The sequence below is a fragment of the Pseudomonas sp. ChxA genome, assembly GCF_030263855.1.
GTDB classification, from domain to species: domain Bacteria; phylum Pseudomonadota; class Gammaproteobacteria; order Pseudomonadales; family Pseudomonadaceae; genus Aquipseudomonas; species Aquipseudomonas fluorescens_CB.
Window position 1 is genome coordinate 4,566,447 of the sequence record NZ_JARPMK010000001.1, and the last position, 13,524, is coordinate 4,579,970.

The 13,524-nt window shown below is 61.9% G+C and carries 14 protein-coding genes; 8 read left to right on the plus strand and 6 right to left on the minus strand.

The features are described from left to right. Positions 1-3: 3 nt before the first annotated feature. Positions 4-936 carry a transketolase family protein gene (locus P5706_RS20190; RefSeq protein WP_200433610.1) on the minus strand — a complete coding sequence of 311 codons (933 nt, stop codon included), beginning with the start codon at positions 934-936 and terminating at the stop codon, positions 4-6. Continuing rightward, positions 926-1,762, minus strand: a complete 837-nt coding sequence (locus P5706_RS20195) for a transketolase (protein WP_285681227.1) — start codon at positions 1,760-1,762, stop codon at positions 926-928. The genes P5706_RS20190 and P5706_RS20195 overlap by 11 nt, the downstream gene beginning before the upstream one ends. A 362-nt stretch (positions 1,763-2,124) precedes the next feature. On the opposite strand from P5706_RS20195, the gene P5706_RS20200 reads away from it, so the two are divergent. The 7 genes from P5706_RS20200 to tal all read left to right on the plus strand — a co-directional run bounded on the left by P5706_RS20200 (position 2,125) and on the right by tal (position 9,316). Further along, positions 2,125-3,129, plus strand: coding sequence for an ABC transporter permease (locus P5706_RS20200; RefSeq protein WP_200433608.1), 1,005 nt, complete (start codon positions 2,125-2,127; stop codon positions 3,127-3,129). 50 nt (positions 3,130-3,179) lie between these two features. Further along, positions 3,180-4,112 carry a sugar ABC transporter substrate-binding protein gene (locus P5706_RS20205; RefSeq protein WP_056857914.1) on the plus strand — a complete coding sequence of 311 codons (933 nt, stop codon included), beginning with the start codon at positions 3,180-3,182 and terminating at the stop codon, positions 4,110-4,112. Between the two features lie 15 nt (positions 4,113-4,127). Beyond that, a complete protein-coding gene (locus P5706_RS20210; protein ID WP_285681232.1) occupies positions 4,128-5,636 on the plus strand; it encodes a sugar ABC transporter ATP-binding protein in 1,509 nt (502 codons plus the stop codon). Positions 5,637-5,783: 147 nt separating this feature from the next. Then, complete coding sequence (locus P5706_RS20215) at positions 5,784-6,548, plus strand: SDR family oxidoreductase (RefSeq protein WP_285681235.1); 765 nt, start codon at positions 5,784-5,786, stop codon at positions 6,546-6,548. A 20-nt stretch (positions 6,549-6,568) separates the two neighbouring features. Continuing rightward, positions 6,569-7,369 (plus strand): SDR family oxidoreductase, encoded by an 801-nt coding sequence (locus P5706_RS20220; protein WP_285681237.1) that lies wholly within the window; start codon positions 6,569-6,571, stop codon positions 7,367-7,369. A gap of 45 nt (positions 7,370-7,414) precedes the next feature. Next, positions 7,415-8,368 carry a sugar-binding transcriptional regulator gene (locus P5706_RS20225; protein ID WP_200433604.1) on the plus strand — a complete coding sequence of 318 codons (954 nt, stop codon included), beginning with the start codon at positions 7,415-7,417 and terminating at the stop codon, positions 8,366-8,368. A 24-nt stretch (positions 8,369-8,392) separates the two neighbouring features. Beyond that, a complete protein-coding gene (gene tal, locus P5706_RS20230; RefSeq protein ID WP_285681240.1) occupies positions 8,393-9,316 on the plus strand; it encodes a transaldolase in 924 nt (307 codons plus the stop codon). A 164-nt stretch (positions 9,317-9,480) separates the two neighbouring features. Here tal and P5706_RS20235 read toward each other — a convergent pair whose 3' ends face one another. The 4 genes from P5706_RS20235 to P5706_RS20250 all read right to left on the minus strand — a co-directional run bounded on the left by P5706_RS20235 (position 9,481) and on the right by P5706_RS20250 (position 12,594). Beyond that, positions 9,481-9,837 carry a lysozyme inhibitor LprI family protein gene (locus tag P5706_RS20235; RefSeq protein ID WP_056857920.1) on the minus strand — a complete coding sequence of 119 codons (357 nt, stop codon included), beginning with the start codon at positions 9,835-9,837 and terminating at the stop codon, positions 9,481-9,483. A gap of 13 nt (positions 9,838-9,850) precedes the next feature. Further along, positions 9,851-11,035 carry a sugar transporter gene (locus tag P5706_RS20240; protein ID WP_285681243.1) on the minus strand — a complete coding sequence of 395 codons (1,185 nt, stop codon included), beginning with the start codon at positions 11,033-11,035 and terminating at the stop codon, positions 9,851-9,853. Positions 11,036-11,146: 111 nt separating this feature from the next. Further along, positions 11,147-11,509, minus strand: a complete 363-nt coding sequence (locus P5706_RS20245) for a type 1 fimbrial protein (protein ID WP_285681245.1) — start codon at positions 11,507-11,509, stop codon at positions 11,147-11,149. 86 nt (positions 11,510-11,595) lie between these two features. Beyond that, a complete protein-coding gene (locus P5706_RS20250; protein ID WP_065930231.1) occupies positions 11,596-12,594 on the minus strand; it encodes a bile acid:sodium symporter family protein in 999 nt (332 codons plus the stop codon). An 85-nt stretch (positions 12,595-12,679) separates the two neighbouring features. Between P5706_RS20250 and P5706_RS20255 the strand changes: the two genes are divergently transcribed. Beyond that, positions 12,680-13,468 carry an AraC family transcriptional regulator gene (locus P5706_RS20255; protein WP_285681248.1) on the plus strand — a complete coding sequence of 263 codons (789 nt, stop codon included), beginning with the start codon at positions 12,680-12,682 and terminating at the stop codon, positions 13,466-13,468. The last annotated feature ends 56 nt before the right edge of the window (positions 13,469-13,524 follow it).

A 13,524-nucleotide genomic window follows, 5' to 3' on the forward strand; every position in this document is an offset into this window, starting at 1 on the left:
AATTCACCGCACGCGAGTGGCTGCTGCCACAATCCCAGCCGCATCAATGTTATGCAAGGCGCGGGTGGGTTCGCGTGCACCGGCGGCAGCGTATTCACCGTCGCCGATGCCCAGGCGGATCAAAGGCACGCCCAGCCCGGCCTCGGCCAGCACTTCGGCCACCAGGCTGCCGACGCCGCCGTTGATGTTGTGCTCTTCCACGCTGATCACCGCACGCGTATTGCGCAGGGCGTTGAGCAACACCTCACGCTGCAACGGCCGGATCGACGACAGGTTGATCACCTGCGCCTGAATGCCCTGCTCCGCCAATAAGGCCGCCGCCTCCACCGCTTCATGCACGACTGAGCCGAGGGCGACGATGCTCACATCGGCACCCTGGCGCAGAATGTCGACTTGGCCTGGCTGGAACTGATAGTCGGCGCCATGCACATCCGGCAAGGCTTTGCCGTCGAGGCGGATGTACACCGGGCCTTGATAGCGCAGTGCGTAATCGACGATCTGGCGGCATTCGATGGCATCGGCCGGGGCGAAAATCTGCACATTGCCGAAGCCGCGCATCACCGAGATATCGTCGAGGCTGTGGTGTGTGCTGGCGAGCGGGCCGTAGCTGGTGCCCGCGTTCAAACCGAACATCTTCACGTTGGCTTGGTTGTAGCAAACGTCGACCTTGATCTGCTCATTGGCGCGTGAAATCAGAAACGGCGCGGCATTGCAGGTGGCCGCGATCTTGCCGCCGAGCGCCAGGCCCGCCGCGACGCTGACCAGTGACTGCTCGGCAATCCCGACGTTAATCAGCCGCTCGGGAAAACGCTGCACAAACGGGCCGATCTTGGCCGTGGAGGTGGAATCGCTGACCACCGGTACCACATCGAGGCCCGCCTCTACCGCAGCAATAAAAGCCTCAACCATGACGCTCGCCAGATGTTCACTCGCCATGATTCAACTCCTCCAATGCTGCGTGGATTTCATCACCCTTGGGCACGCGGTGGTGCCATTCGGGGCGGGCTTCGATAAAGGACACGCCCTTGCCTTTGATAGTGTGGGCGATCAGCACCTGCGGGGCGCCGGTGTGGGTCTGCATGCTTTCCAGCGCCGGGATCAACTGGCTCACATCGTTGCCGTCGCACTCGCTGACGCGAAAGCCAAAGGCAGCCCATTTCACGTCCAGCGGGTCGAGCGGCATGATCTCGGCAGTCAAACCCGCCAGCTGCAGTTTGTTTTTGTCGACGATCACAAACAGGTTATCCAGCCCGTACTTGGCCGCCGCCATCGCCGCTTCCCAGTTCGAACCCTCGGCCAACTCGCCGTCGCCGGTCAGCACATAAATGCGCTTTTTACTGCCGGACATCTTTGCCGCCAACGCCAACCCCACCGCCACCGGCAAGCCGTGGCCGAGGGCGCCGGTGTTCAACTCGATGCCAGGGGTTTTCTGCCGCACCGGGTGGCCGGGCAAGTGCGAGTTGAAGTGCTGGTAGGTCGGCAGCCAATCGGTGGGGATGTAGCCGGCCTGCGCCAGGCAGCAGTACAAACCGCCCACGCCATGGCCTTTACTCTGGATATAGATATCGCGTTCGGGGTCTTGGGTGCGTTCCGGGCCGGTGTTGAGGATGCGGAAATACAGGGTGGCGAGAATGTCGGTTTCCGACAGGTCGGCCCCGGTATGCCCGCCCGCCGGCGAGTCGGCATTCAGGCGGATCACGTGGCGCCGGATCAAGCGGGCCTGTTCTTTGATCTGGTGGGCGTCGTACTGGAAGGCATTCATGCAGCGGCTCCTTTGAGGCTGACCACGCGGGGTGAAAGTGTTCAGCACTGCTTTTGAATATTTATTCAGCACTGACAATATATTTCTATTTAGACGCCGATCGGCCAGCAGGTCAAGTGAGTGAGCGGCGGAAAAATGAAATAAAAGTCGGCAAAACTCCTCGGACCAGCGGCCAAAATCCGCCACGCGCTACTCTAAACCGTGGCTTTGCGGCCCATACGAACAGCGCTTTAACCGCCTGCATGAAAAATTAAGCGCTTGACTTTGACACGGTGTCACTAGAATCTGAATTAACAGTCAGGCATGCATAAATATTCAAGCCGCCTGAATGAACTCCAAAAAAAATAAGCCAGGAGAACAAAGTGGACGCCAAAGCCTCTGTCCATCCGGCCGATCTCAAGCCGACCCGCCGCCCGCGGCTGGTGAAATTGCTCCCGAGTAATATCGGCGGCCCGCTGATCGGCCTCGTACTGCTGGTGCTGGTCTTCTCCTTCAGCTCCGAATTCTTCTTTTCCTTGCGCAATGGCCTGAACATCCTGGATCAGGTCACCGTGCTGGGCATCCTGGCGATTGGCATGACGGCGGTGATCGTGATTGGCGGCATCGACTTGTCGGTAGGGTCGGTGCTGGCCTTTTCGATGATGATGCTCGGCTGGTTGTATCAGGACCAGGCGGTGCCGCTGGGCTTTGCGATTCCGATTGCGATTGCCAGCGGCATGCTCGCCGGGCTGGTGTCCGGCGGGCTGATCACCTACGCCAAGCTGCCGCCGTTTATTGCCACGCTGACCATGATGTCGGTGGCCCGTGGCCTGGCGAACATTCTTACCGAAGGCCGGCAGATCGTCGGCTACCCGGACTGGTTCACCAGCCTGGCCACCGTGCGGCACTTTGGTTTCCTGTCGGCAACCGTCGGCTTGTTCCTGGTGATGCTGGTGATTGCCTGGGTGTTCCTGCGCTTTCGTGCCGGTGGCCGCAACCTCTACGCCATGGGCGGCAGCCCGGAAGTGGCGCGCTTGTCGGGCATCAAGGTGCGCGCCATTACTTTGTGGGTGTACGCCGTGAGCGGTGCGCTGGCCGGTATCGCCGCCGTAACCCTGGCTGCGCGTCTGGACTCTTCGCAACCGAGCGCCGGGCTCAGCCTGGAACTGGACGCCATCGCCGCCGTGGTGATCGGCGGCGCCAGCCTCAGCGGCGGCGTGGGCAGTATCGGCGGCACCCTGGTGGGTGTGCTGATCATTGGCGTGCTGCGCAATGGCCTCAACCTGCTGGGCGTTTCGCCCTTTATTCAACAAGTGGTGATCGGCGTGGTCATCGCCCTCGCCGTGACCATCGACACCCTGCGACGCCGTTCCAGCACTGCCCGTTAAACCTGTTCGACAGTTGACACCCTCCAACAATAAAACCAGGAGTCACCGACATGTTCAGCCCCAAGAAACTGCTTATCGCTACTGCTCTGGCTGCCGCAACGCTTACCGCCGCCGGCACCACCTGGGCCAAGGACCTGACCATCGGCCTGGCCGTGGCTAACCTGCAGGCCGACTTCTTCAACCAGATCAAGCAGTCGGTGGAAGCCGAGGGCAAGGCCAAGGGCATCAAGGTGATCACCGTGGACGCCCAGGGCAACTCCTCCACCCAGGTCAGCCAGATTGAAGACCTGATCACCCGCCAGATCGACGTGCTGATCTACATCCCCGCCGGTGCCACTGCCGCCGGTGTGCCGGTGAAAGCCGCCAAGGCTGCGGGCATCCCGGTGATCGCCGTGGACCGCAACGCGCCTGACGCGCCGGGCGACACGTTCATTGCCAGCGACAGCGTGGCAGGTGCCAAGGCGCTGGCTGAATACGTCGGCAAAATCACCGACGGCAAAGGCCGCATCGCCGTGTTGCAAGGCCAGCTTGGCACCACGCCCGAGATCGACCGCGCCAAAGGCTTTGAAGAGGGCCTGAAAGCCTTCCCGGACCTCAAGATTGTCGCCCAGCAACCCGCCGAATGGGCCCAGGACAAAGGCTTCGCCGTGGCCCAGGACCTGCTCCAGCGGGACCCGAATATCAGCGTGTTCTTCGGCCGCGCCGACGCCATGGCCTTGGGCGCCGCCCAAGCGGTGAAAGTCGGCAACCTCGACCACAAGGTCGTGGTGGTTGGTTTTGACGGCGACGTGGCCGGGCTCAAGGCCGTGGAAAGCGGCGTACTGGATGCCACCATGACCCAGCAGACCCAGAAGATGGGCCGCCTGGCCGTGGCCTCGGCGATTGACCTCAAAGCCGGTAAAGCCGTGCCCAAGGAGCAACTGCTGCCCACCGTGCTGACCACCAAAGACAACGTCGCGCCGTTCCTGCAACAGCACCCGTAAACCTGGGAGGTCGCCATGCAAGCAGCAGCTCTGGACACAGCAGCCGACGCGGTGCTGTGCCTGCGCAACATCAGCAAGGCCTATGGCCCGGTGCAGGTGTTGTCGCAGGTCAACGTGGATATCCGCCCCGGCGAAGTACTGGCCTTGCTCGGCGAGAACGGCGCCGGCAAATCCACCTTGTCGTCGATTATTGCCGGGCTGGTGCAACCCGAAGCCGGCGGCAGCATGACCTGGCTGGGCCAACCCTATGCACCCGCCTCACCGGGTGCGGCGTTGGGCGCGGGGATCGGCTTGATCCACCAGGAAATCCGCCTGCTGCCGCAATTGTCGATTGCCGAGAACATCTTTGTCGGCCGCCTGCCCATGCGTCACGGGAAGGTCGACCGCGAGTACATCGAGGCCCAGGCGCAGATCCAACTACAGCGCCTGGGGCTTGACGTGCTGGCATCGCGCAAGGTCGAAGGGCTGAGCGTGGCGGCGCAGCAACTGGTGGAAATCGCCAAGGCGCTGACCCTCAAGGCACGCCTGCTGATCCTGGATGAACCCACCGCCGCCTTGGGCGGCGAAGAAACCGAATTGCTCTTTCAGCAGGTCGAGCGGCTCAAGGCCGAAGGCGTGTCGTTTATCTATATCAGCCATCGCCTGGAAGAAATCGCGCGCATCGCCGACCGCGTGCTGGTGCTGCGCGACGGTCGCCAGATCGCCCTGCACGCCACGGCCCAGGTGCCGGTGCGTGAGTTGGTGGAGCAGATGGTGGGGCGCAGCCTGGAGCGGATTTTCCCCACGTTGCAGGCGCCCAAAGAGCAGGTGATGTTGCAGGTCAAGGGCTTGAGCTGCCGTGAGTTTGCCCTGCACGACATTGATTTCAGCGTGCGCGCCGGTGAGGTGTTCGGTATTGCCGGAGTGGTCGGTGCCGGGCGCACCGAACTGGTACGCACTATTGCCGGTGCGGCCCAGGACATCCAGGGCCACATGCAGCTCGACGGCGAAGTTCGCCAATTGCGCTCGCCGTTCGAAGCGATCCAGGCCGGTGTGGTGCTGGTGCCCGAAGACCGCAAGCAACAAGGCGTAGTGATGGAACATCGCATCGAAGACAACCTGATTTATGGCAACACCGACCTGCTCGACAAGCGCGGCTGGGTGTTCCCTGCCCCACTGCGCGAATTTGCGCGCACTGCGGTGGCGCGCCTGGGCGTGAAAGGCGCGCCGCAGTCGCGGATCTCGAGTTTGTCCGGTGGCAACCAGCAGAAGGTGATCATTGCCAAGTGGCTGGCGCGCAACCCCAAGGTGTTCATCCTCGATGAGCCCACACGCGGCATCGACGTGGGCGCACGCGCAGCGATTTATGAAGTGATCGCAGACCTGGCGGCCAAGGGCATGGCGGTGATTGTGGTGAGTTCGGATTTGGATGAAGTGCTGGGGTTGTCCCATCGGGTGATGGTCATGAGCCGGGGGCGGCAGATGGGGATTCTGGAGCGCGGCGAGGCCACGCCGGTTTCGGTGATGGAAATGGCCACCGCTTAACCCACAAACACTAGAGATCAACTGTGGGAGCTGGCTTGCCTGCGATAGCGGTGGCCCAGCCACTACCGATGTGACTGAACTATCGCTATCGCAGGCAAGCCAGCTCCCACAGGGGTTGTACTGTGATTTTCAAGAATGGAGTAATGCATGCAACTTTTTAGTCTTCAGGGCCAGGTGGCCTTCGTCACGGGTGCAGGCAGCGGCATCGGCCAGGCCATCGCGGTGGGCCTGGCCGAAGCCGGCGCCGACGTAGCCTGCTTTGACCTGCCCGGCAGCCCCGGCATCGCCAGCACCGTCGAACGCATCCAGACCCTCGGCCGTCGCGCCCTGGCCTTGAGCGGCACCGTCACCGACCGCGCCAGCCTCGACGCCGCCGTGGCCCGCACCGAAAGCGAACTGGGCGAGCTGAGCGTGGCGGTCAATTGCGCCGGCATCGCCAACGCCCAAGCCGCCGAAGACCTGGAACTGCAACGCTGGCAGGCCACGCTGGACATCAACCTCACGGGCATCTTCTTGAGTTGCCAGGCCCAGGCCGCCGTGATGCTGCCGCGGGGCAAAGGCGCCATCGTCAATATCGCCTCGATGTCCGGCAGCATCGTCAACCGTGGCCTGCTACAGGCGCACTACAACACCTCCAAGGCCGGCGTGATCCACCTGAGCAAAAGCCTGGCGATGGAATGGGCCGACAAGGGCCTGCGAGTCAATTGCATCAGCCCCGGCTACACCGCCACGCCCATGAACTCGCGGCCGGAAGTTGCCGACCAGGTGAAGATCTTTGAACAGACTACGCCCATGGGCCGCATGGCCAGCGTGGACGAAATGGTCGGCCCGGCGATCTTTCTGGTCAGCCAGGCGTCGTCGTTCTGCACCGGCGTCGACTTGTTGGTCGATGGCGGTTTTGTCTGCTGGTAAACCTCTTTTTGGAGCCTGTCATGTCGCAACGATTCAGCGGTAAAACTGTAGTCATCACCGGTGCCTGCCGTGGCATCGGCGCCGGGATTGCCGAGCGCTTCGCCCAGGAAGGTGCCCACCTGGTGCTGGCCTCCAACGACCTCGAGCGCGTGACCTTCACCGCCGAGCAATTGGCCAAGGAATACCAGGTCGAGACCCTTGCCCTGGGCATCGATGTGACCAGCGAAAGTGACATCGAAACGCTTTACCGCGAAGGCCACGCACGCTTTGGCAGCATCGATGTATCGGTGCAGAACGCCGGCATCATCACCATCGACCACTACGACAAAATGCCCCGCGCCGACTTCGACAAGGTGCTGCAGGTCAACACCACCGGCGTGTGGCTCGGTTGCCGTGAAGCCGCCAAATACATGGTCAAGCAAGGCAGTGGGCGGCTGATCAATACCTCGTCCGGCCAGGGCCGCCAGGGGTTTATCTACACGCCGCACTACGCCGCGAGCAAAATGGGCGTGATCGGCATCACCCAGAGCCTGGCGCTGGAACTGGCGCGGCATAACATCACGGTCAACGCGTTCTGCCCCGGCATCATCGAAAGCGAGATGTGGGACTACAACGATCGCGTGTGGGGCGAGATCCTCAGCACCGAGGAAAAACGTTACGGCAAAGGTGAGTTGATGGCCGAATGGGTCAAGAACATCCCCCTGCGCCGCGCCGGTAAACCCTCGGATGTGGCCGGGTTGGTGGCATTTCTGGCCTCCGATGACGCGGCTTACCTGACGGGCCAGGCAATCAATATCGACGGCGGCCTGATCATGTCGTAAGGGTTTGGTATCCTCACCGGCATTGAAACATCAACTGAGGCCTTCATGAGCCAGATCGAAGAACAGCGCCTGATCACCAAGATCGCGAGCCTCTATTACGAAGAAGGGCTCAAGCAGTCCGAAATCTCCGCGCAGCTGGACCTTTCGCAGTCCTTTATCAGCCGCGCCCTGCGCCGGGCGCTGCAGGAAGGCGTGGTGAAGATCAGCGTGATGCGCCTGCAAGGCCTGCACCTGGAGCTGGAAACCCAGTTGCAGCGCCGCTACGGCGTGCGCCAGGTGGTCGTGGTGGAAGCCACCGAGCCGGGCAACGACGAAAGCATCAAGCAGGCCATCGGCTCGGCCGCCGCGCATTACCTGGAGACCAGCCTGTCGCCCCAGGACCATATCGGCATTTCGTCGTGGAGCAGCACCATTCGCGCCATGGTCGGCCATCTGCATGCGCAACCGGGCAAGCAAGGCGCCCAGGAAGTGGTGCAATTGCTCGGCGGCGTCGGCAACAAAGGCGCATTTGAAGCCACCTTGCTCACCCAGCGCCTGGCCACCCTGCTCAACTGCCCAGCGTTTTTGCTGCCGTCGCAAAGTATCGAGCAATCGGTGGAAAGCAAGCAGCGCATTGTCGAGATGGAAGAGGTCAAGGAGGTGCTGCAACGCTTTGACAGCATCACCCTGGCGATTGTCGGCATTGGCGACCTGGAGCCCTCGCAACTGCTGCGCAACAGCGGCAACTACTACACCGAAGACATGCTGCGCCTGCTGGCCGAACGCGGCGCGGTGGGCGATATCTGCCTGCGCTACTTCGATGCCCAGGGCAACCCGGTACTGGATGAAGACGAAGAATTTGTAGTGTCGGTGGCGCTGCCCAAGTTGCGCTCGATCCAGCGCGTGCTCGGCCTGGCCGGCGGGCTGAACAAGGTGCAGGCCATTCGCGGCGCGCTCAAGGGCGGCTACCTCGATGTGCTGATCACCGACCTCGACACCGCCCAGGCCCTCAACCACTAACCTTATTTCTGGAGACTGCCGTTCATGACGTCCAAGCTCGAACAACTCAAGCAATTCACTACCGTGGTCTGCGACACCGGCGACCTGGAAGCCATCAGCCGCCTGCGCCCGGTGGATGCCACCACCAACCCGTCACTGCTGCTCAAGGCCGCCGCCATCCCGGAATACGCCGAGCTGCTGCGCAATGCCGTGAGCCTCTCCAAAGGCAATGTGGACCTGGCCTGCGATCACTTTGCGGTGTCGGTGGGTGCGGGCATTCTCAAGGTGATTCCGGGGCGTATTTCCACTGAAGTCGACGCGCGTTTGTCGTTCGACGAGCAAGCGCTGTGGGCCAAAACCAACCAACTGATCGCCCTGTACGACCAGGCCGGTGTCGGCCGCGACCGCGTGCTGATCAAACTGGCCTCCACCTGGGAAGGCATCCGCACCGCCGAGCGCCTGGAAAAAGCCGGTATCCAGACCAACCTCACCCTGCTGTTTTCCTTCGCCCAGGCCCAGGCCTGCGCGGATGCCGGGGTGTTTTTGATCTCGCCGTTCGTGGGCCGCATCTACGACTGGTATCGCAAAAACACCGGCCTGGACTACACCGGTGCCGAAGACCCAGGCGTGCAGTCGGTAACGCGTATCTACAACTACTACAAGACCAACGCAATCGACACCGTGGTGATGGGTGCCAGCTTCCGCACCTTGAGCCAGATCGAAGAACTGGCCGGTTGCGATCGCCTGACCATCAGCCCTGATCTGCTGCAAAAACTGGCTGACGATAACGGTGTGCTGGAGCGCAAATTGGCGCCGGGTGCCGAGGGTGAAGCGCGTCAGCATTTGACCGAAGCGCAGTTCCGTTGGGCGTCGAATGAAGATGCGATGGCCACCGAGAAACTCGCCGAAGGCATTCGCCAGTTTGCGCGGGACCAGGAGAAGCTCGAGGCGGTGCTGGCTGCACTGTAAGGTTCTAAAACCGCATGCGGTCAAATGTGGGAGCTGGCTTGTCTGCGATAGCGGTGGTGGCTGACAGATCGCTATCGCAGGCAAGCCAGCTCCCACAGAAAAGCCTGCTCTCCATTACAAGCCAGCAAGCCACAGGTTACTTTTTTGCCTGCTGGATTGCGGGCTCAAAACGGCCCTTTCGTCATCACCCGCTCATCAATGAACCCGCGCAACATACCAATCCGCTGCGTATAAGCAGCGCTCAAACAACTGACTTTTGCCCCGCAGGCATGCCGCTGTTTGAGCCATTCGGCCTGCCCGTCCATCAATGAACCGCGCCCGCCCATGGCCATAAAGTGCTTGTTCAGGTCGTAGAGCAACGCCATGGTCACGTCCTGGTCGTTGAGGCTGACGTTTTTGCAGATGGTGATTTCGTCAGGTGCCCGAGCCTTGGCGCAGTCGAAACTGGCGGCAACGCTCGAAGGGCTGAGCAACAGCGCAGACACACTGGCAAGCATCGCGAAAACAGCAGGTTTGATCATCAATCGTTACTCCTCAGTTACGCACCACACCCGTCCCAAACTTGCGAATCGCCAGGCAATACCCGATCAACGCCACCGCTGCCAACGCCCCGCCCGCCACGCCGATCCAGGCGAAGCCGAAGTGGCTGCCGACCCAGCTGCCCATCAGGGCGCCGCCGCCGATGCCGATGTTGTAGATGCCGGAGAACATTGCCATGGCCACGTCGGTGGCGTCGGGTGCCAGCACCAGCACCTTCGATTGCATGGCGAGGCCGAAGCCCATGATGGCCATGCCCCAGAAAATGCTCAGTATCACCAGGTACGACTCGGCGCCGCTCAAGGGCAGCATCAGGGTCAAGCAGGCCGCGAGCAGAAACACCGCGCTGACCACGAAGATATGCGGGTTGAAACGGTGCACCAGGCTGAACAGCAGCGAGCCGATGATGCCCGCGCCGCCGAACACCAGCAAAATCAGGGTCACGGCACCGCCGCCCAAACCGGCCACGCCTTCAACGAAGGGTTCGATGTAGCTGTAGGCGGTGAATTGCGCGGTGACGGTCATGGCGGTGAGCACGTACAGCGCCACCAGTGCCGGGCGTTTGAACAGCAACGGCAGGCTGCGCAGCGAGCCGGAGTTCTGGCTCGGCAACGGCGGCAAGGTGCGCGCCAGCCAGAACACCAGCGCAGCGGCAAACCCGGCGATCACCAGGAAGGTGGTGCGCCAGCCCATCGCTTCGCCGAGCAGGCGGCCCAGCGGAATGCCCAACACCATCGCCAGGGACGTGCCGGTGGCCAATAATCCAAGGGCTTGCACCTGCTTGCCTTCCGGCGCCAGGCGCACGGCCAGGGACGCGGTAATTGACCAGAACAGCGCATGGGACAAGGCGATGCCGATGCGACTGACCATCAACAGACCAAAGCTGTTGGCGACGCTGGAGAGGATATGGCTGGCGATAAACAGGCCGAACAGCACGATCAGCAACTTGCGCCGCTCGACGTTACGCGTCAGCAGCATCACCGGCAAGGAGGTCAGCGAAACGATCCAGGCATAGATGGTAAGCATCAAGCCGACGCTGGCGATGGGCATGTCGAAGCTCGCACCAATGGCGCTGAGCAACCCGACGGGCACGAATTCGGTGGTATTGAACACAAAGGCGGCCAGCGCCAAGGCGATGACCGGTTGCCAATTGGCTTGGGGCGTTGCGGCTGAAATGCTCATTGGCGGGCGAGATACTCTGGCGATGATCCAACGGCCGCGCAGAACAGCGCCGCCGCCGAGCATTCTATAGGTTTCTTGGCCCGCTGTTGACGCGGATCGTCGCCCGAAGGCTTAGGGCGAGGTCATGGTAATCACGTAGTTGCCCGACTGGATCGGCTTCCCAAAGGCATCCACCAGCAGGTAACGCTGGTTGTAATAACGCCCGTCGCCGCTGTCTACCACCAGCTTTACATGGGCGGCGTTGACGCTGGCCACTGGCGCTATATTGCGCACCTCGAAGCGACTGCCGCGATTGGCACTGGCGCACCCGGTCAACTCCATCACCGCGCCACTGCGCGCATTTGTCGCACAGCCGGGCTCGACGATGGCGCCGCGAAATTCAATGGTGCCCTGCCCTATGGTCTGCGCGGCACCACAGGCTCCCGCCCATAGGCAAAACAGGCCGGTAAACAGCGAAATACCTTTAACGTTCATGCCGACACTCCTTATTGGGCTCTCAATAAGGAAGTCGTCTGCTCGGGCGTTAACTTGAGGTCAATCTTGCCAAGGTGTGCGCTGGATCACGGATCGACCTGGCCCATCATCTCGGGAATGCTTTCCGGGCGCTTGGCATAACGCTGCGCCAGCGCTGCGCAGACCATCAACTGGATCTGGTGAAACAGCATCAACGGCAAAATCAGCACGCCCATGGTCGCCCCGGCGAACAGCACCTGGGCCATCGGCACACCGGTGGCCAGGCTCTTCTTCGAGCCGCAGAACAAGATGGTGATGCGGTCTTCCTGGCTGAAGCCGAACGCCTTGCCCAGCACGGTAGAGGCCACCAGTACCAAGGCCAGCAACACGCAGCAGGCGACGACCAGACCGCCCAACTCCCACAGCGGGATCTGGTGCCAGATGCCTTCGTTGACCGCTTCACTGAAGGCGCCATACACCACCAGTAGAATCGAGCCTTGGTCGACGAACTTCAGCCAGGACTTGTTACGCCCCACCCACTCGCCAATCCAGCGTCGGGCGATTTGGCCCGCCACAAAGGGCAGCAACAATTGCACGCTGATTTTCAGGATCGCGTCGACCGTGGAGCCGCCATCGCCGTGTACGTTAAGCAGCAAGGTCACCAGCAACGGCGTCAGGAAGATGCCGAACAGGCTGGATGCCGCCGCGCTGCAGATGGCGGCCGGGATGTTGCCGCGCGCCAGCGAGGTGAAGGCAATCGCCGATTGCACCGTGGCCGGCAGCGCACATAGATACAGCATGCCCATGTACAGGTCGTTGCCGATCAGCGGCGACAGCAGCGGCTTGAGCGCCAGGCCCAGCAATGGGAACAGCACAAAGGTCAGGCTGAACACCAGCAAATGCAGGCGCCAGTGCCCGGCACCGGCGACGATGGCCTGGCGCGACAGCTTGGCGCCGTGCAGGAAAAACAGCAGTGCGATGGCCAGGTTAGTCACCCAGCCGAAGGCCACGGCGGTCTGGCCGCTGGCGGGCAGCAATGACGCCAGGATCACCGTGGCGATCAGGGTCAGGGTGAAGTTGTCAGGTAGAAAACGCGGGCGGGTCATAAGCAAATCTTCCAGGGGTTGCCAAGAGCATCGCTGCGACTCTAACGTAACCGCCTGTTACCGACTAACGCCAATGAGCCAGTAAATGCCGCCTAAAGGACATGACAAGACGGTTCGACGCAGTGTGCCCGGGCTTTCCAGCCTGCCACGCCCGGTGTATGGGCGCACCGAATCACTGCCCAACCGCGCGCTGACCCGCCGGCACAGCCACCCGTGGGTGCAGTTGTCGTATGCGATTTCGGGCGTGCTGGAGATCCAGACCAGTGTCGGCCGTTTCGTCGCCCCGCCCCAGCGCGCCGTGTGGATTCCGGCGGGCGTGCCGCACCGGGTTTTCAGTTCACCGCACACGGAAATGCGCAGCCTCTACCTCGATTGCAGCGTCACCGCCTGGGCGGCCGAGTGTTGCCAGGTGCTGGAGGTGAGCAGTTTGTTGCGCGAGTTGATCCGCAGTTTCAGCGAGTTGCCGGTGGAGTATGCCGAAGACGGCCCGGACGGGCGGCTGGCCCAGGTGGTGCTCGACCAACTTGCGGCCGCGCCCCAGGTGGATTTGATGCTGCCGTTACCCCATGACCCACGGCTACGGCAGATTTATCGCAGCCTGAACCTGCACCCGGAGCAGCAGACCACCCTGGGTGACTGGAGCCACAAGCTTGGGGTCAGTGAAAAAACCCTGAGCCGGTTGTTTTTGAGTGATACCGGGCTGACCTTTCGCGCCTGGCGTCAGCGCCTGCGGTTGCTGAGCGCCCTGCCCGCGCTGGAGCAAGGGGAGCGGGTGACGGATGTGGCGCTGGGGTGTGGGTATGAGTCGACTTCGGCGTTTATTAATGCGTTTCGGCAGCAGTTCGAGTCTACACCGGGTGAGTTTTTCCGCTGACGCTCAGATGGCAGTGGTGAACTGTGGGAGCTGGGTTGTCTGCTGTGGTGGTTTGT

Excerpts from the sequence above, each read along its gene's own strand:
- P5706_RS20240 (WP_285681243.1), bottom strand. The coding sequence starts at position 11,035 with ATGAGCATTTCAGCCGCAACGCCCCAAGCCAATTGGCAACCGGTCATC.
- P5706_RS20225 (WP_200433604.1), top strand. The coding sequence starts at position 7,415 with ATGAGCCAGATCGAAGAACAGCGCCTGATCACCAAGATCGCGAGCCTC.
- P5706_RS20255 (WP_285681248.1), top strand. The coding sequence starts at position 12,680 with ATGCCGCCTAAAGGACATGACAAGACGGTTCGACGCAGTGTGCCCGGG.
- P5706_RS20190 (WP_200433610.1), bottom strand. The coding sequence starts at position 936 with ATGGCGAGTGAACATCTGGCGAGCGTCATGGTTGAGGCTTTTATTGCT.
- P5706_RS20215 (WP_285681235.1), top strand. The coding sequence starts at position 5,784 with ATGCAACTTTTTAGTCTTCAGGGCCAGGTGGCCTTCGTCACGGGTGCA.
- P5706_RS20205 (WP_056857914.1), top strand. The coding sequence starts at position 3,180 with ATGTTCAGCCCCAAGAAACTGCTTATCGCTACTGCTCTGGCTGCCGCA.
- P5706_RS20235 (WP_056857920.1), bottom strand. The coding sequence starts at position 9,837 with ATGATCAAACCTGCTGTTTTCGCGATGCTTGCCAGTGTGTCTGCGCTG.
- P5706_RS20195 (WP_285681227.1), bottom strand. The coding sequence starts at position 1,762 with ATGAATGCCTTCCAGTACGACGCCCACCAGATCAAAGAACAGGCCCGC.
- P5706_RS20210 (WP_285681232.1), top strand. The coding sequence starts at position 4,128 with ATGCAAGCAGCAGCTCTGGACACAGCAGCCGACGCGGTGCTGTGCCTG.
- P5706_RS20250 (WP_065930231.1), bottom strand. The coding sequence starts at position 12,594 with ATGACCCGCCCGCGTTTTCTACCTGACAACTTCACCCTGACCCTGATC.
- tal (WP_285681240.1), top strand. The coding sequence starts at position 8,393 with ATGACGTCCAAGCTCGAACAACTCAAGCAATTCACTACCGTGGTCTGC.
- P5706_RS20220 (WP_285681237.1), top strand. The coding sequence starts at position 6,569 with ATGTCGCAACGATTCAGCGGTAAAACTGTAGTCATCACCGGTGCCTGC.
- P5706_RS20245 (WP_285681245.1), bottom strand. The coding sequence starts at position 11,509 with ATGAACGTTAAAGGTATTTCGCTGTTTACCGGCCTGTTTTGCCTATGG.